This window comes from Pseudomonas sp. GW531-T4 (assembly GCF_017349615.1).
In the GTDB taxonomy this organism is placed as follows: domain Bacteria; phylum Pseudomonadota; class Gammaproteobacteria; order Pseudomonadales; family Pseudomonadaceae; genus Aquipseudomonas; species Aquipseudomonas chlororaphis_I.
The window spans coordinates 66,603-80,671 of the sequence record NZ_JACMZT010000006.1 but is presented as its reverse complement, the minus strand read 5'-3'; the positions used below and the strand labels follow the sequence as shown (position 1 = coordinate 80,671).

The following is a 14,069-nucleotide window of genomic DNA, read 5'->3' as shown; positions in this document are numbered from 1 at the left end:
CATCATTGCGTCGAGCTTATGGAAAGGGATTCCCCGGCAATAGTTCCCGGGCAGGCGTGACCTGGATGTTTCGGTCAGCAAGGCGCCATGGGCGCAAGGCAGGGTCGCAGGACGCGAGGGCAAAGGCGCTTGAGCGCGCCGCACAAACAAAAACGCCGCTCCTGGGAGCGGCGTTTTTTTTAACCTGGAACGAACAGCGGGTTCCGGGTATTGGCGGCATCCAACAGTGTTGGGCGCAGCCGGGTATTACAGAGCCATGTCAGCCGACGGGTTGCTCTCTTGCGCTTTCGGCTTGTCGCCAGCCGGCTGCTGAGGAGCAGCGGTCTGACCGATGGCCGGTGGCGGAGTCAATTGCAGCACTTCGCTGGTGTAGGCCCACTCTTGAGCGACACGCTCAGGACTGCCGTTGAGCTGGGTACCGTAGCTCGGCACGATCTGGTGCAGCTTCGCCTGCCAGGCAGGCGTCGCGACCTTGTCCTTGAAGACCTTCTCCAGCACGCTGAGCATGATCGGCGCGGCGGTCGAAGCACCTGGCGAGGCACCCAGCAGGCCGGCAATGCTGCCGTCCTTGGCGCTGACAATCTCGGTGCCCAGTTTCAGCACGCCACCCAGCTGCTCGTCGCGCTTGATGATCTGCACGCGCTGGCCGGCCTGCCACAGACGCCAGTCTTCAGCCTTGGCGTTAGGGAAGTACTCTTTCAGGGCATTCAGGCGGTCTTCATCCGACAGCATCAGCTGGCCGGCGAGGTACTCGACCAGCGGGTACTCCTTGATGCCGACCTTGGTCATAGGCCAGATGTTGTGAGTGGTGGTAGTGGTCAGCAGGTCGAGGTACGAACCTTCCTTGAGGAACTTGGTGGAGAAGGTCGCGAACGGGCCAAACAGGATCACGCGCTTGCCGTCCAGCACGCGGGTGTCCAGGTGCGGAACCGACATCGGTGGAGCGCCGACCGACGCCTTGCCGTAGGCCTTCGCCAGGTGCTGCTCGGCGATCGCCGGGTTCTCGGTCACCAGGAACGAGCCGCCCACAGGGAAACCGGCATATTCCTGGGCTTCAGGGATGCCCGACTTCTGCAGCAGGTGCAGGGCACCGCCGCCCGCGCCGATGAACACGAACTTGGCGTCGGTCTGGGTTTCAGTACCGTCTTTCAGGTTCTTGTACACCACGCGCCAGGAGCCATCTTCGTTACGCTTGATGTCTTCCACTTCGCTCGACAGCTTGAGCGAGAAGTTCGGCTGGGCTTTCAGGTGGCCGACGAACTGGCGGGTGATCTCGCCGAAGTTCACGTCGGTGCCGAGCGGCGACCAGGTGGCGGCGATCTTCTGCTTCGGATCGCGCCCTTCCATCATCAGCGGGACCCACTTCTTGATCTGCTCCGGGTCTTCGGAGTACTGCATGCCGGCGAACAGCGGGCTTGCCTGAAGCGCTTCGTAGCGCTTCTTCAGGAACTTGATGTTGTCATCGCCCCACACGAAGCTCATGTGCGGAGTGGAGTTGATGAACGAACGCGGGTCCTTCAAGACATTGTTCTTGACCTGCCACGACCAGAACTGGCGGGAAATCTGGAACGCTTCGTTGATCTCGATGGCCTTGGCGATCTCGACCTTGCCGTCCTTGTTTTCCGGGGTGTAGTTCAGTTCCGCCAGGGCAGAGTGACCGGTACCGGCGTTGTTCCAGCCGTTCGAGCTTTCTTCGGCAACGCCGTCGAGACGCTCGACCATTTCCATCGACCAGCCCGGCTCCAGCTCATTGAGCCAGACACCCAGGGTCGAACTCATGATGCCGCCACCGATGAGCAGCACATCCACTTTCTTGGTCTCGGCGGCGTACGCGGAGCTGAGCCCCATCGTCATCGCCAAGCCCAGCAGGGCCGTGTTCACTTTTTTCAACATACAGTAGTTCCTACGATAGAACGCCATCCGCCCCCCCATTCTCGATCATCAGTCGCCCCGGCACCGCCATGGGTTCCCGCACTCAGAAGAACTGAAGGGTGGGCACACAAGGCCGACATGACACTATCGACCTCAGTTTATATGTCGCTCCTGCGCTGACTTCTTATTCGCTATTGGCTTCAGCTACTTGAGTGACACTCTTTTGTTGGGACGCCTTCGGACAGCATCGATCGACGGTCCGAAACGCCCGCTAAAACCACATTCCCACAGAGAGACTAGTCGGGTGTAACCAAAGGAGTGAGTCAACAACACCCGGTATCACGATCGGCCTGCTGCCAATGCCCCGATCACCGCCTGACAGCGGCAAGGCCACGGGTATCGCAACAGGGATCGCCCCCAACCCTGGCAGCCCTCCTGCTGAAAACGGACATAATGGCCATCATGGGTGGTGGCTAACGCGCCATTGTCTACTGGACGGATAAAGCCGTCAAAAAAACTGTCAGATTTATCCTGTTTTTATGCAGAAAAGCACCTTGATGATTCAAGAACTTGCCCTGATTCGAGCAAAGTGAGCCCTCCGGACAAGGCCCGGCGAATACCCGGCACAAAAAAGCCCTGAACGGTCAGGGCTTTCTTGTGGGTGGGATCCTGCGGTTCCACGGCAGCGGGCTGTCACTTTGACAGGTCGTTCACGCAAGGCGTGAAGCGGCCTTACAGGCAATCGTGCACGGCCTTTTTCAGCACCGCGGACTTGGCCCAGGGTGTTCCCTGGTAGAGCGAGACCAGGCTGCCGTTCTTCGACTTCACCACTTCCACGACCTCATCCGATGCCAGGCTGCCAGGAGCGGTGATCCGATAACCGTTGGAGATATCGGCCTGGGTGCTCCTGGGCGTCTCACGCTGCCAGGCCGGCAGAACACACTGCGCATAGTCTTTTGGCGTTTTGCCAGTCAGCTCACTGACATTCGGCTTGCCCGGTGCCAAAGCCGTGGGTAACGAACACCCGGCCAACAATCCCATCAGCGACGCCCCTAGCCAAACTCGCATATGTCTTCCTCACCCCTAAAAAATCGAGAAATGTATCATTTGCCCGCGCCGACCGTTAGCAGCACCTGCCTCTTTCGCCGAACGGTCCCCCCGCCCGGCGATCATCACCTGACAGCTGTCAAAAAACCGTTAACCCCATCACGTCCCGAACAGGCAAATGGTTCACCCGTTTTGATGCCGCCCCACACGTACCCGGGTTCCCCCTGGGGACCCTGGACAGCGATCCTCGGGTCAGCGCCAGCCGCCATATCTTTGTCGGGAGCAAGGCGCCCTGGTTCAGCATCACCGACGACCTGGCTCAACATGACACCTATTGAGGGCGGTTGCAGCCAGGCGCGCGTGAGGTGCAGGAGAATGCGGCGAAGCATTTGAGGAACGAACCGCGACTGTTCATAGAGTTCGGATGAGCGGTGCACGCCAACGCGTCCTTTTGGGAATATCTTGAATCGCCAACACCCAAATACAGCCCAAAGGACGCGGCGATGAACAGCATCAAGACTTTCGAAATCCGCTACTGTTTCGCAGGTTCGCAAAGGACCTTCACCTACCAGGGCGCGCGATTGAGCGACAGCGATACCTGGTATCTTGCCTTTCTGCATTCAGGGTGCCTGATTACCCTCGACACCCCCTGCGGCGGGACCTACCGCACCATGCAGACATTCGCCGAGCGCAGTGGCGTCACGCTGGCGAACTGGAGAGAGCTGTCTGAAAAGAACTAGCCCCCCCTCCCCGCAACCGTTCAGACGTCACCTGCCACATTCGCGCAAGGAAGCGCGCTCGACCTGCCCAATGCTCAACGTGTTCAATCACTAGAAACCGCCGGCAAATGCCCGACGCCCCGCCCTGATTTCAGTCCGCAACTCACCGACAAAATTGGCCGCCGCGCGGACACTGGTGAGATGCTCGGTCGATACCCTGGTAATGAACAGGTCGATCCGTCCGCTTTGCGGCTCGAAAACCTTGATCGCCAGGGAGCCGTCGGGGTTGACGGTGCAGGTGCAGGAAAGCGGCAGAAAACCGGACTCCAGGATCTGGCAAAGCTCGTCCATCGAGAGCATGAGAAATTCCTCCTTGGCGACGCCACTTGGAGAGAGTGCCTGTTGAGAATAGGTCACAAGAACGGGGCTCATACCAAGGCATTCAGTGGAAAGTGTTATCCAGCACGCATTTTTGCCAAGCCAATCCGCTCAGTGGCATGGCGCGGACATGGCTTCGACCGTCCGTCGCGGCAGCTCCGCCCGGGAGCATTTTGACGCTGGACCGGCCAGGCGTTATGGTCGCTGGGCTTTCGCACAGCCCCAAGCCGAAACGACTTCCTCCAACCCCATCCAGGATCACCGATGGCCGCCCCCGAACACCCGCATGAAGTGGCCCTGCAGAAGTTTCTCGCGGCGCGCCCGGAGCTTCGTGAAGCACTCGATCACCTCAACCCTCTGGCCGCCCAGGCCAGGGGCGAAACCCAGGAACAATACCGCGCCGAGCGACTGCACGAAGCCTTCGAGGCCGAGGCGGAACGTCAGGGCCTGTTTGCCTGGGAACTGAGCCTGCAACTGACCGCACAGAGCGCGGAGGAATTTGCCGCGCGGCGGCTCGAAGTGCACCGGGAAGTGGCGGAAATGGCCGGCATGCCCTGGAGCGAGTATTGCGAGCTACATGGCCTGCCGCGCGATTGAGCGCCGCTCGGGCCTTCGATAAAGGATCACTGTCACCATGAGTCAACGCTGATGCTGCCCTCTTCCACCAGTCTTCGTAGTAACCCGGAGCTGCTGCGGCGCCAGAAATGGCGCGGCCGCATAGGCCTGTGCCTGGTCGCCAGCCTGTCGGTCCTGGCCGGCATGACCGACGCCATCGGCTTCATGGCCACCGGCGATTTCGTCTCCTTCATGAGCGGCAACACCACGCGCCTGGCCGTCGCCATCAGCGATGCCGACCTGGCCCTGACCCTGCACCTGGTGCTGCTGGTCGCCACCTTCATCGCAGGCAACGCCCTGGGCATAGTCGTCAGCCGCTTTGGCGGGCGCCGCGCCCTGCCGCTGCTGCTGTGCATTGCCACGCTGCTGTGCGCGGCAGCCGCCTGGCCGTTTGAACAACGGCTACCGGCCGTGCTGGCCGCGATCATCTCCATGGGCATGCTCAATGCCGCCGTCGAGGAAGTGAACGGGCTTCCCGTGGGCCTGACCTATGTCACCGGCGCCCTGTCGCGCTTTGGCCGCGGCCTGGGCCGCTGGATGCTCGGCGAGCGGCGCAATGGCTGGCGCGTGCAGCTGGTGCCCTGGAGCGGCATGTTCGCCGGCGCCGTGCTGGGCGCCGTTCTGGAACAGCATCTCGGCCTCGCGGCCCTGTTCGTCAGCGGCCTGCTGTCGGCGCTGCTGGGGCTGTTGTCGCTGAAGATCCCCCATCGCTGGCAACTGGGCTATATGCCGCGCTAAAGCCACTTCGCCGGGCCCGGCATAAAGCTTTATCATGGCCCCAGGTTTGCAGACAGAGTTCTTCATGAAGTTCGCCATTGCCCTTTTCTCCGCCGCTCACGCGCCCTCCTCGCGCCGCGCCCTGGCATTCGCCCAGGCAGCGCTGGCCGGTGGCCACGAGATCGTGCGGCTGTTTTTCTATCAGGATGGCGTGCACAGCGCATCGGACAACATCGTCACCCCGCAGGACGAGCTGGACCTGCCCGCGCAATGGCGGACCTTCGTCAGCGAGCACCAGCTCGATGGCGTGGTGTGCATTGCCGCAGCCCTGCGCCGCGGGGTGTTGAACCAGGAGGAAGCCGCACGCTACCAGCGCCCGGCCGTCAACCTGAGCGCGCCCTGGGAGCTTTCCGGGCTCGGCCAGTTGCACGACGCCGTACAGGCGGCCGACCGCCTGATCTGTTTTGGAGGGCCATGAAACATGGCGCAATCCCTGTTGATTATCAGCCGCCAGGCGCCCTGGTCCGGCCCCGGCGCCCGCGAGGCACTGGATATCGTGCTGGCCGGCGGCGCCTTCGACTTGCCGATCGGCCTGCTGTTTCTCGACGACGGCGTGTTTCAGCTCGCCCCCGGGCAACAAGCCGCCGCCGTGCAGCAAAAGGATCTCAGCGCCAATCTGCAGGCCCTGTCGTTGTTTGGTGTGGAGCAGGTGTTCGCCTGTGGCGCCAGCGTGGCGGAACGTGGCCTCAACCCGGCCGCGCTGAACCTGGACGAGGTGCAGGTCCTGGCCCCGGCCGAACTCGGCGCACTTATTGACCGTTTTGACCAGGTGATCACCCTCTGATGTCGACCTTGCACGTGCTGTCCCACTCGCCCTTCACCGACTCCCGGCTGACCAGTTGCTTGCGCCTGCTTGGCGCGCAGGATGCCATTCTCCTGTGTGGCGACGCGGTGTACGCCCTGCAGCCTGGCAGCGCACCGCTGGCGGCCTTGCAGGCACGCGGGGAGGCGCTGGCGCTCTACGTCCTGGCGGAAGACCACCAGGCCCGAGGCCTGGAAGTTCCAGCCTGGGCCACCAGCGTCGATTACCCGGGGTTCGTCGCGCTGTCGATCCACTACGACAAGGTCAACAGCTGGTTATGAATGCACTGACTGTCGGCGAACGCACCATCGCCCTGGACAAGGACGGCTACCTGGTGGAACTGGACGACTGGTCCAGCGAGGTGGCCGATGCCCTGGCCGCGGCGGAACAGATCGAGCTGACGCCCGAGCACTGGGAAATCCTCGAGCTGCTGCGCGGCTTCTATCAAGAGTTCCAGCTGTCGCCCGCGACACGCCCGCTGATCAAATACACCGCCTTGAAGCTGGGCCCGGACAAGGGCAACAGCCTGCACCTCAACCGACTGTTCAAAGGCACTCCCGCCAAACTTGCCGCCAAGCTGGCGGGCCTGCCCAAGCCGACCAATTGCCTATGACCGATTTCACCTCGCTGACCACCGAAACGCCCGCCGAGCATCCTTTCGCGCAGTTCGTGCGCATTCTCGGCAAAGGCAAACGCGGCGCCCGCAGCCTCACCCGTGAAGAAGCCCGCGAAGCCATGGGCATGCTGCTCGACGACAAGGTCGAGGACACCCAGCTCGGCGCCTTCCTGATGTTGTTGCGGCACAAGGAAGAAAGCCCCGAGGAACTGGCCGGCTTTACCGAGGCCCTGCGCGAGCGACTGCAGGCGCCACCGATCAAGGTCGACCTGGACTGGCCCAGCTACGCCGGCAAAAAGCGCCACCTGCCCTGGTTCCTGCTGGCCGCCAAGTGCCTGGCACAGAACGGCGTGCGCATCCTGCTGCACGGTGGTGGCGCCCACACCGCCGGCCGGCTGTACACCGAGCAATTGCTGGAACAATTGCACATCCCGTTGTGCCGCGACTGGCAGGCGGTAGGCAAGGCGCTGGACCAGGGCAACCTGGCCTTTATCCCCCTGGGCGACTGGGCGCCCCAGTTGCAGCGCATGATCGACCTGCGCAACACCCTGGGCCTGCGCTCGCCGATCCACTCCCTGGCGCGCATCCTCAACCCGCTGGGCGCGCGCTGCGGCCTGCAAAGCATCTTCCACCCCGGCTATCAGGGCGTGCACCGCGATGCCAGCGGGCTGCTGGGGGACAACGTCATTGTGATCAAGGGCGACGGCGGCGAAATCGAGATCAACCCGGACAGCGCCAGCCATCTGTACGGCACTACTGGCGGTGTCAGCTGGGATGAGGAATGGCCGGCGCTGTCCGAGCAGCGCCATGTCAAACCAGCCGCCCTCGACCCCGAGCACCTGAAAGCCGTCTGGCGCGGCGATGTGCAGGACAGCTACCCGCAACTGGCGCTGATCGCCACCATGGCCCTCGCCCTGCGCGGGCTCGGCGTGCCGCGGGAGCAGGCGTTCGAGCAGGCTCGGCAATACTGGGACGCTCGCAACAAATCGATTTAACCGATCATAACCGCCCGACTTTTGCGTAATTCGTTCGAACTTCTCGGATTAAACTGCACGCCAATGCACACTGACCGAGGAGCTTTTTCATGGGCCTGCTGATTGAAGGACGCTGGCACGACCAGTGGTACGAAAGCAGCAAAGACGGCGCCTTCCAGCGCGAACAGGCGCAACGCCGCAACTGGGTGACCACCGACGGCAAACCCGGCCCTAGCGGCGAAGGCGGCTTTCGCGCGGAAGCCGGCCGTTATCATCTGTATGTCTCCCTGGCCTGCCCGTGGGCGCACCGCACCCTGATCCTGCGCAAGCTCAAGGGTCTGGAAAGCCTGGTCGATGTGTCGGTGGTCAGCTGGCTGATGCTGGAACAAGGCTGGACTTTCGACCGGACCCTGGGCTCCAGCGGCGACAAGCTGGACCACCTGGATTTCCTCCATCAGCGCTACACCGCCGATACCCGCGACTACACCGGCCGCGTCACCGTGCCCGTGCTCTGGGACACCCAGCAAAAACGTATCGTCAGCAACGAATCGGCGGAAATCATCCGCATGTTCAACAGCGCTTTCGATGACTTGAACGGCAACGACCTGGACTTCTACCCGGAACCGCTACGCCGCGAAATCGACGAATTGAACGCGCGCATCTATCCGGCGGTGAACAACGGTGTGTATCGCGCCGGCTTCGCTACTTCGCAGCAAGCCTACGAAGCGGCCTTCGACGATCTGTTCGCCGAACTCGACTGGCTGGAACAGCGCTTGGCCGGCCAACGCTACCTGGCCGGCGAATACCTGACGGAAGCGGACATCCGCCTGTTCACCACGCTGATTCGCTTCGACGCGGTGTATTACGGTCACTTCAAGTGCAACCTGCGGCGGATCGCCGACTATCCGAACCTGTCGAACTGGCTGCGAGAGCTGTACCAGTGGCCGGGGATCGCCGAAACCGTGGACTTCACCCATATCAAGGGGCACTACTACGCCAGCCACCGCACCATCAACCCGACCGGCATCGTGCCGAAAGGGCCGGTGCAGGACTTCGATGCAGCGCATGATCGCGAGCGTTTGAGCGGGCGTGGGGTTTGGCAAGGCAACAAGCAATAACTCAGGAGAGCGATCGTTCTTGAGATCGCTATCGCGGGCAAGCCTCGCTCCTACAGAAGAGATGTTCTGTGCAGGAGTGAGATTGCCCGCGATGCTGTTCAGACCTGCGACTGCGCGCCTTCGAACCAGGCGAGCTTCTCGCGAAGCTGCACCACTTCGCCGACGATCACCAGGGTCGGCGCATGCACTTCATGCTCCGCCACCAGCTTCGGCAGGTCCGCCAGGGTGCCGGTGAACACCCGCTGGTTGGAGGTCGTGCCCTGCTGGATCAAGGCGGCCGGCGTGTCCGCCGAACGGCCATGCTGGATCAGTTGTTCGCAGATCACCGGCAAGCCCACCAGGCCCATGTAGAACACCAGGGTCTGTGCAGGCGCGACCAGATCGGCCCAGGGCAGATCGGTGGTGCCATCCTTCAGGTGCCCGGTGACGAAACGCACGGACTGCGCATAGTCACGATGGGTCAGCGGAATCCCGGCATAGGCCGCACAGCCGCTGGCCGCGGTAATCCCTGGCACCACCTGGAACGGAATGCCCTGGGCCGCCAGCTCTTCGATCTCTTCGCCGCCACGGCCGAAGATGAACGGATCGCCCCCCTTCAGACGCAGCACGCGCTTGCCCTGCTTGGCCAGGTCCACCAGTTGCTGGTTGATCTGCTCCTGGGGCAAGGCGTGATCGGCGCGGCGCTTGCCGACATACACCCGCTCGGCATCGCGACGGCACAGTTCGAGAATCGCCGGCGCTACCAGGCGGTCGTAGAGCACCACGTCGGCTTGCTGCATCAGGCGCAAGGCGCGGAAGGTCAGCAGGTCCGGATCGCCCGGCCCCGCCCCCACCAGATACACCTCGCCCGGCGCATGGGGTGCTTCGCCGGCAATCTTGGCCTGCAGCAAGCGCTCGGCCTCCTCGCCCTGCCCGGCCAGCTGCCGGTCGGCGATCGGTCCCTGGAACACGTCTTCCCAGAAGGCACGACGCTGCTGCACGTCCGGAAACAGGCCTTTGACCTGATTGCGAAAACGCGCAGCCAGGCCGGCCAACTGACCGTAGGTCGAGGGAATCCAGGTTTCCAGCTTGGCCCGGATCAGGCGCGCCAGCACCGGCGCATCGCCACCGCTGGAGACGGCAATGACCAGCGGCGAACGGTCGACGATCGCCGGGAAGATCACGCTGCACAGGGCCGGCGCGTCCACCACATTGACCGGCACACAACGCCGATGAGCATCGGCGGAGACCTGGGCATTGAGCGGTTCGTCGTCGGTGGCGGCGATGATCAGCATGCAGCCGTCCAGGTCCGCCTCGAGATAACCGCGCAACCGGCATTCGCCGCCGCTGGCCGTGACCAGCTCGCGCAATTGGGGTTCCACTTCAGGTGCAACTACCCGCAGCAGCGCACCGGCGTCGGCCAGCAGGCGGGATTTGCGCAAGGCAATTTCCCCGCCGCCGACCACCAACACACGACTGCCGCGCAGGTTATGAAACAGCGGCAGAAATTCCATTTAGCCGATGACCTCGAGGCCGCCCATGTAAGGTTTGAGCACCTCAGGCACCCGGATCGAACCGTCGGCCTGCTGGTAGTTCTCCAGCACCGCCACCAGGGTACGACCGACCGCCAGGCCGGAACCGTTCAGGGTGTGCACCAGTTCCGGCTTGCCAGTTTCCGGGTTGCGGAAGCGCGCCTGCATGCGACGGGCCTGGAAGTCGCCGCAGTTGGAGCACGACGAAATCTCGCGGTACTTGTCCTGGCTCGGGATCCACACTTCCAGGTCGTAGGTCTTGACCGCGCTGAAGCCCATGTCGCCGGTGCACAGCGCCAGGGTGCGGTAAGGCAGCTCCAGCAGTTGCAGGACTTTCTCGGCGTTGGCAGTCAGGCCTTCCAGGGCTTCCATGGAAGTCGATGGCTCGACGATCTGGACCATCTCGACCTTGTCGAACTGGTGCTGGCGGATCATGCCGCGGGTGTCGCGGCCCGACGAACCGGCTTCGCTGCGGAAGCACGGGGTGTGGGCGACGAACTTGATCGGCAGTTGCTTCGAATCGAGGATCTCGCCGGCCACGATATTGGTCAGCGACACTTCGGCGGTCGGGATCAGGTACAGATCGGCTTCGTTTTCACGGCTGATCTTGAACAGGTCTTCTTCGAACTTCGGCAACTGGCCGGTACCCACCAAAGCCGGTGCCTGCACCAGGTAAGGGGTGTAGGCCTCTTCGTAGCCGTGCTCGCTGGTGTGCAGGTTGATCATGAACTGCGCCAGGGCGCGGTGCAGACGGGCGATCGGCCCGCGCAGCAGGGCAAAACGCGCGCCCGACAGCTTGGCCGCGGTCTCGAAGTCCAGCCAGCCGTGTTTTTCACCCAGGGCGACGTGGTCCAGGATCGGGAAGTCGAACGCCGTCGGCGTGCCCCAACGGCGTACTTCGACGTTACCGTCTTCGTCGTCGCCAACCGGCACCGATTCGTGAGGCAGGTTCGGGATGCCCTGCAGGATCGCATCCAGCTCGGTTTGAATGGCGTCCAGCTCGACCTTGCCGGCCGCCAACTCGCCCGCCATGCGCTCGACATCAGCCATCAGCGGCGCGATGTCTTCGCCGCGCTGCTTGGCCTGACCGATGGACTTGGAGCGCGCGTTACGTTCGGCCTGCAGTTGCTCGGTGCGGGTCTGGACGGTCTTGCGCTGTTCTTCCAGCGCTTCGATGCGTGCTACATCCAGGGCAAAGCCACGGGATGCCAGGCGGTCCGCTACGTCCTGAAGGTTGCTACGTAACAGTTTGGAATCGAGCATGTCGGTCTCTCGTTTATCAAAGTTTGGTCAGGGACAGGCCGGCCCAGGTCGCGAGCAGCCCGCCGAATACGCTGATGGCCGCATAGCCCAGGGCCAGCGGTATCTGTCCGCTTTCCAGCAGACGCACCGTATCCAGTGAAAAGGATGAAAAAGTCGTCAGGCCGCCAAGGAAGCCCACCATCAACCCGGCACGCACCTCGATGGGCACCTCCGGGCGTATCAGAAACAGGCCGTACAGCACGCCGATCAGCAGGCAGCCCACGATATTAACGGCCAGCGTCGCGGTATAGAAGTGCCGCGGCCAATTGGCGCTGATCCAGTTGCCGGTGGCAAAGCGCAACAGGGTGCCGGCAACGCCGCCCACCGAGACGGCAACGATCAATGGGATCACGGCTTTCTCCGCTGCTTGGGGCTGGCCTGGTCAAGCTCCGCCAGATGCTTGAGCTTCTCGCCGATCTTCAGTTCCAGGCCACGGGGCACGGGCTGATAGAACGGCTGCGGCTCCAGCGCCTCGGGAAAGTAGTCTTCACCGGCCGCGTAGGCATCCGGCTCATCGTGGGCATAACGATATTCGTCGCCGTAGCCCAGCTGCTTCATCAGTTTGGTCGGCGCATTGCGCAGGTGCAGCGGCACTTCCAGCGAACCATGTTCGGCGGCGCTGCGCATGGCGGCCTTGAAGCCCATGTACACGGCGTTGCTTTTCGGCGCGCAGGCCAGGTAGGTGATGGCCTGGGCCACCGCCAGCTCGCCTTCGGGGCTGCCCAGGCGCTCCTGCACATCCCAGGCGGCCAGGCACAGGCTCAGCGCCCGTGGGTCGGCGTTGCCGATGTCTTCGCTGGCCATGCGCACCACGCGGCGCGCCAGGTACAGCGGGTCGCAACCACCGTCGAGCATCCGCGCGAACCAGTACAGGGCGCCGTCCGGGTTGGAACCACGGACCGACTTGTGCAGCGCCGAAATCTGGTCGTAAAAGGCTTCGCCGCCCTTGTCGAAACGCCGACGGGTATCGCCCAGCAGGCTTTGCAGCAGCTCGACACCGATTTCCGTGCCGTCTTCGGCGAGATCGGAGGCGTTCTCCAGCAGGTTGAGCAGCCGCCGGCCATCGCCGTCCGCCGCCGCCAGGAGCATCTGGAAGCCTTCGTCACTGAGGCTCAGCTGGCGTTTGCCCAGCCCGCGCTCTTCGCTCAACGCGCGCTGTACCAGCTTGTGCAGCGCCGCCTCGTCGAGACTCTTGAGCACATACACCCGGGCCCGGGACAACAGTGCGTTGTTCAGCTCGAAGGATGGGTTCTCGGTGGTCGCGCCGATGAAAATCAGGGTGCCGTCTTCAACGTAAGGCAGGAAGGCATCCTGCTGGGACTTGTTGAAACGGTGCACTTCGTCGACGAACAGGATGGTCCGGCGCCCGTACTGGGCCGCCTGCTGCTTGGCGATTTCCACCGCCTGGCGGATCTCCTTGACCCCGGCCAACACCGCCGAGACCGTTTCGAAGTGCGCATCCGAGACTTTCGCCAGGAGCCGCGCCAGGGTGGTCTTGCCCACCCCCGGCGGCCCCCAGAAGATCATCGAGTGCAAGGCCCCCTGCTCCAGCGCTTCGCGCAGAGGCTTGCCGCGGGCGAGCACATGCTCCTGACCGACGTACTCGTCCAGGTTGGCCGGGCGCAAGCGCGCGGCCAGGGGTTGGGCGATCGGGTCACTGCGAAACAGATCCATGGCGGACGATTGAAACCTCTTGGCGTCGACTTATTCTTGAATCACGTCGGCACCCTTAGGGATGTCGAACTTGAACTTGGAAGCGGCGATCGGCTCGTTGGCCTTGACCCCGGTGAACAGGATATTGGTGCGCTGGCCAACGCTGTCAATCAGCTGCATGTCATTCACCAGGCCGTTGCGGAACGACAGGCGCAGGCTGTCGAACAGAGTGTCCTTGGTTTTCGGCTTGAGGATGAAGTCGACCACGCCACCGGCTTCCTTGGCGCTGATATCGAAGCTTTCGCTGATTTTCGACACATCGCCCGACAGCAACAGGGCCGGAGTCTGGGTCAGGCGCTGGTCCAGGGTCTTGATGGTGACCTGTTCCAGGTCCGGGTCCCACAGGGAAACCTTCTTGCCGTCGGAGACCATCAGTTGCTCCTGCGGTGCATCGGTGTGCCAGTAGAACAGGCCCGGGCGCTTGAGTGCCATGTCACCAGCGGTTTCCTGCAGCTGGGTGCCGCTGCCGTCGAGGGTCAGTTGCGAGAAACGCGCGGTCAGGGTCTGGGACTTTTCGAGCAACTGGGTCAGGCGCGCCACGTCTTTCTGATCGGCATGGGCCGACAGTGTCGTTAAAGCCAGTACCGGTACCAGCAACATGCGGATAAGACGCATGGGAGTCCTC

Annotated in this window: 17 protein-coding genes; 9 read left to right on the top strand and 8 right to left on the bottom strand. The window is 63.0% G+C overall.

What is annotated here, in order from left to right; genetic code table 11:
* Nucleotides 1–246 precede the first annotated feature (246 nt).
* Together mqo and J4D28_RS06665 are read right to left on the bottom strand one after the other, a co-directional pair.
* Nucleotides 247–1,893, bottom strand: coding sequence for a malate dehydrogenase (quinone) (gene mqo, locus J4D28_RS06670; protein WP_009049755.1), 1,647 nt, complete (start codon nucleotides 1,891–1,893; stop codon nucleotides 247–249).
* Between the two features lie 711 nt (nucleotides 1,894–2,604).
* Entirely contained in the window at nucleotides 2,605–2,940 is a 336-nt protein-coding gene (locus tag J4D28_RS06665) for a hypothetical protein (RefSeq protein ID WP_016701875.1), read from the bottom strand.
* A gap of 482 nt (nucleotides 2,941–3,422) precedes the next feature.
* Here J4D28_RS06665 and J4D28_RS06660 point away from each other — a divergent pair, with 482 nt between their 5' ends.
* Nucleotides 3,423–3,659 (top strand): DUF6555 family protein, encoded by a 237-nt coding sequence (locus tag J4D28_RS06660; protein WP_009049757.1) that lies wholly within the window; start codon nucleotides 3,423–3,425, stop codon nucleotides 3,657–3,659.
* Nucleotides 3,660–3,749: 90 nt separating this feature from the next.
* Here J4D28_RS06660 and J4D28_RS06655 read toward each other — a convergent pair whose 3' ends face one another.
* Nucleotides 3,750–3,998, bottom strand: coding sequence for a DUF1652 domain-containing protein (locus J4D28_RS06655; RefSeq protein ID WP_009049758.1), 249 nt, complete (start codon nucleotides 3,996–3,998; stop codon nucleotides 3,750–3,752).
* 282 nt (nucleotides 3,999–4,280) lie between these two features.
* On the opposite strand from J4D28_RS06655, the gene J4D28_RS06650 reads away from it, so the two are divergent.
* The 8 genes from J4D28_RS06650 to J4D28_RS06615 all read left to right on the top strand — a co-directional run bounded on the left by J4D28_RS06650 (nucleotide 4,281) and on the right by J4D28_RS06615 (nucleotide 8,918).
* A complete protein-coding gene (locus J4D28_RS06650) occupies nucleotides 4,281–4,613 on the top strand; it encodes a DUF6388 family protein (protein ID WP_016701876.1) in 333 nt (110 codons plus the stop codon).
* A gap of 51 nt (nucleotides 4,614–4,664) precedes the next feature.
* Complete coding sequence (locus tag J4D28_RS06645; RefSeq protein WP_009049760.1) at nucleotides 4,665–5,369, top strand: YoaK family protein; 705 nt, start codon at nucleotides 4,665–4,667, stop codon at nucleotides 5,367–5,369.
* A 64-nt stretch (nucleotides 5,370–5,433) separates the two neighbouring features.
* A complete protein-coding gene (gene tusD / locus J4D28_RS06640; RefSeq protein WP_009049761.1) occupies nucleotides 5,434–5,826 on the top strand; it encodes a sulfurtransferase complex subunit TusD in 393 nt (130 codons plus the stop codon).
* A 3-nt stretch (nucleotides 5,827–5,829) separates the two neighbouring features.
* The gene (tusC, locus tag J4D28_RS06635) at nucleotides 5,830–6,192 is read left to right on the top strand and encodes a sulfurtransferase complex subunit TusC (protein ID WP_103331609.1); all 363 of its coding nucleotides are present in this window, start codon (nucleotides 5,830–5,832) and stop codon (nucleotides 6,190–6,192) included.
* Nucleotides 6,192–6,491: a sulfurtransferase complex subunit TusB gene (tusB, locus tag J4D28_RS06630; RefSeq protein WP_009049763.1), complete on the top strand. Its 300-nt coding sequence runs from the start codon at nucleotides 6,192–6,194 to the stop codon at nucleotides 6,489–6,491. Before tusC ends, tusB begins: the two co-directional genes overlap by 1 nt.
* Nucleotides 6,488–6,823, top strand: a complete 336-nt coding sequence (locus J4D28_RS06625; RefSeq protein WP_103331610.1) for a TusE/DsrC/DsvC family sulfur relay protein — start codon at nucleotides 6,488–6,490, stop codon at nucleotides 6,821–6,823. Before tusB ends, J4D28_RS06625 begins: the two co-directional genes overlap by 4 nt.
* The gene (locus J4D28_RS06620; protein WP_101282819.1) at nucleotides 6,820–7,821 is read left to right on the top strand and encodes a glycosyl transferase family protein; all 1,002 of its coding nucleotides are present in this window, start codon (nucleotides 6,820–6,822) and stop codon (nucleotides 7,819–7,821) included. The genes J4D28_RS06625 and J4D28_RS06620 overlap by 4 nt, the downstream gene beginning before the upstream one ends.
* Before the next feature lie 89 nt (nucleotides 7,822–7,910).
* Nucleotides 7,911–8,918, top strand: coding sequence for a glutathione S-transferase family protein (locus J4D28_RS06615; RefSeq protein ID WP_103331611.1), 1,008 nt, complete (start codon nucleotides 7,911–7,913; stop codon nucleotides 8,916–8,918).
* Between the two features lie 98 nt (nucleotides 8,919–9,016).
* On the opposite strand, the gene cysG is transcribed toward J4D28_RS06615, so the two are convergent.
* The 5 genes from cysG to lolA are packed head-to-tail and all read right to left on the bottom strand — an operon-like array spanning nucleotide 9,017 to nucleotide 14,059.
* The gene (gene cysG, locus J4D28_RS06610) at nucleotides 9,017–10,411 is read right to left on the bottom strand and encodes a siroheme synthase CysG (RefSeq protein WP_038633625.1); all 1,395 of its coding nucleotides are present in this window, start codon (nucleotides 10,409–10,411) and stop codon (nucleotides 9,017–9,019) included.
* Nucleotides 10,412–11,692, bottom strand: coding sequence for a serine--tRNA ligase (serS, locus tag J4D28_RS06605; RefSeq protein WP_009049768.1), 1,281 nt, complete (start codon nucleotides 11,690–11,692; stop codon nucleotides 10,412–10,414).
* Between the two features lie 16 nt (nucleotides 11,693–11,708).
* Nucleotides 11,709–12,083, bottom strand: a complete 375-nt coding sequence (crcB, locus tag J4D28_RS06600; protein ID WP_016701881.1) for a fluoride efflux transporter CrcB — start codon at nucleotides 12,081–12,083, stop codon at nucleotides 11,709–11,711.
* Nucleotides 12,080–13,405 carry a replication-associated recombination protein A gene (locus J4D28_RS06595; protein ID WP_038633628.1) on the bottom strand — a complete coding sequence of 442 codons (1,326 nt, stop codon included), beginning with the start codon at nucleotides 13,403–13,405 and terminating at the stop codon, nucleotides 12,080–12,082. Before J4D28_RS06595 ends, crcB begins: the two co-directional genes overlap by 4 nt.
* 30 nt (nucleotides 13,406–13,435) lie before the next feature.
* Nucleotides 13,436–14,059 (bottom strand): outer membrane lipoprotein chaperone LolA, encoded by a 624-nt coding sequence (gene lolA, locus J4D28_RS06590; RefSeq protein ID WP_007929220.1) that lies wholly within the window; start codon nucleotides 14,057–14,059, stop codon nucleotides 13,436–13,438.
* Nucleotides 14,060–14,069 lie beyond the last annotated feature (10 nt).

Excerpts from the sequence above, each read along its gene's own strand:
- tusB (WP_009049763.1), top strand. The coding sequence starts at position 6,192 with ATGTCGACCTTGCACGTGCTGTCCCACTCGCCCTTCACCGACTCCCGG.
- J4D28_RS06660 (WP_009049757.1), top strand. The coding sequence starts at position 3,423 with ATGAACAGCATCAAGACTTTCGAAATCCGCTACTGTTTCGCAGGTTCG.
- J4D28_RS06655 (WP_009049758.1), bottom strand. The coding sequence starts at position 3,998 with ATGCTCTCGATGGACGAGCTTTGCCAGATCCTGGAGTCCGGTTTTCTG.
- J4D28_RS06625 (WP_103331610.1), top strand. The coding sequence starts at position 6,488 with ATGAATGCACTGACTGTCGGCGAACGCACCATCGCCCTGGACAAGGAC.
- mqo (WP_009049755.1), bottom strand. The coding sequence starts at position 1,893 with ATGTTGAAAAAAGTGAACACGGCCCTGCTGGGCTTGGCGATGACGATG.
- serS (WP_009049768.1), bottom strand. The coding sequence starts at position 11,692 with ATGCTCGATTCCAAACTGTTACGTAGCAACCTTCAGGACGTAGCGGAC.
- J4D28_RS06595 (WP_038633628.1), bottom strand. The coding sequence starts at position 13,405 with ATGGATCTGTTTCGCAGTGACCCGATCGCCCAACCCCTGGCCGCGCGC.
- J4D28_RS06620 (WP_101282819.1), top strand. The coding sequence starts at position 6,820 with ATGACCGATTTCACCTCGCTGACCACCGAAACGCCCGCCGAGCATCCT.
- J4D28_RS06665 (WP_016701875.1), bottom strand. The coding sequence starts at position 2,940 with ATGCGAGTTTGGCTAGGGGCGTCGCTGATGGGATTGTTGGCCGGGTGT.
- tusD (WP_009049761.1), top strand. The coding sequence starts at position 5,434 with ATGAAGTTCGCCATTGCCCTTTTCTCCGCCGCTCACGCGCCCTCCTCG.
- J4D28_RS06645 (WP_009049760.1), top strand. The coding sequence starts at position 4,665 with ATGCTGCCCTCTTCCACCAGTCTTCGTAGTAACCCGGAGCTGCTGCGG.
- J4D28_RS06615 (WP_103331611.1), top strand. The coding sequence starts at position 7,911 with ATGGGCCTGCTGATTGAAGGACGCTGGCACGACCAGTGGTACGAAAGC.
- lolA (WP_007929220.1), bottom strand. The coding sequence starts at position 14,059 with ATGCGTCTTATCCGCATGTTGCTGGTACCGGTACTGGCTTTAACGACA.
- tusC (WP_103331609.1), top strand. The coding sequence starts at position 5,830 with ATGGCGCAATCCCTGTTGATTATCAGCCGCCAGGCGCCCTGGTCCGGC.
- J4D28_RS06650 (WP_016701876.1), top strand. The coding sequence starts at position 4,281 with ATGGCCGCCCCCGAACACCCGCATGAAGTGGCCCTGCAGAAGTTTCTC.
- cysG (WP_038633625.1), bottom strand. The coding sequence starts at position 10,411 with ATGGAATTTCTGCCGCTGTTTCATAACCTGCGCGGCAGTCGTGTGTTG.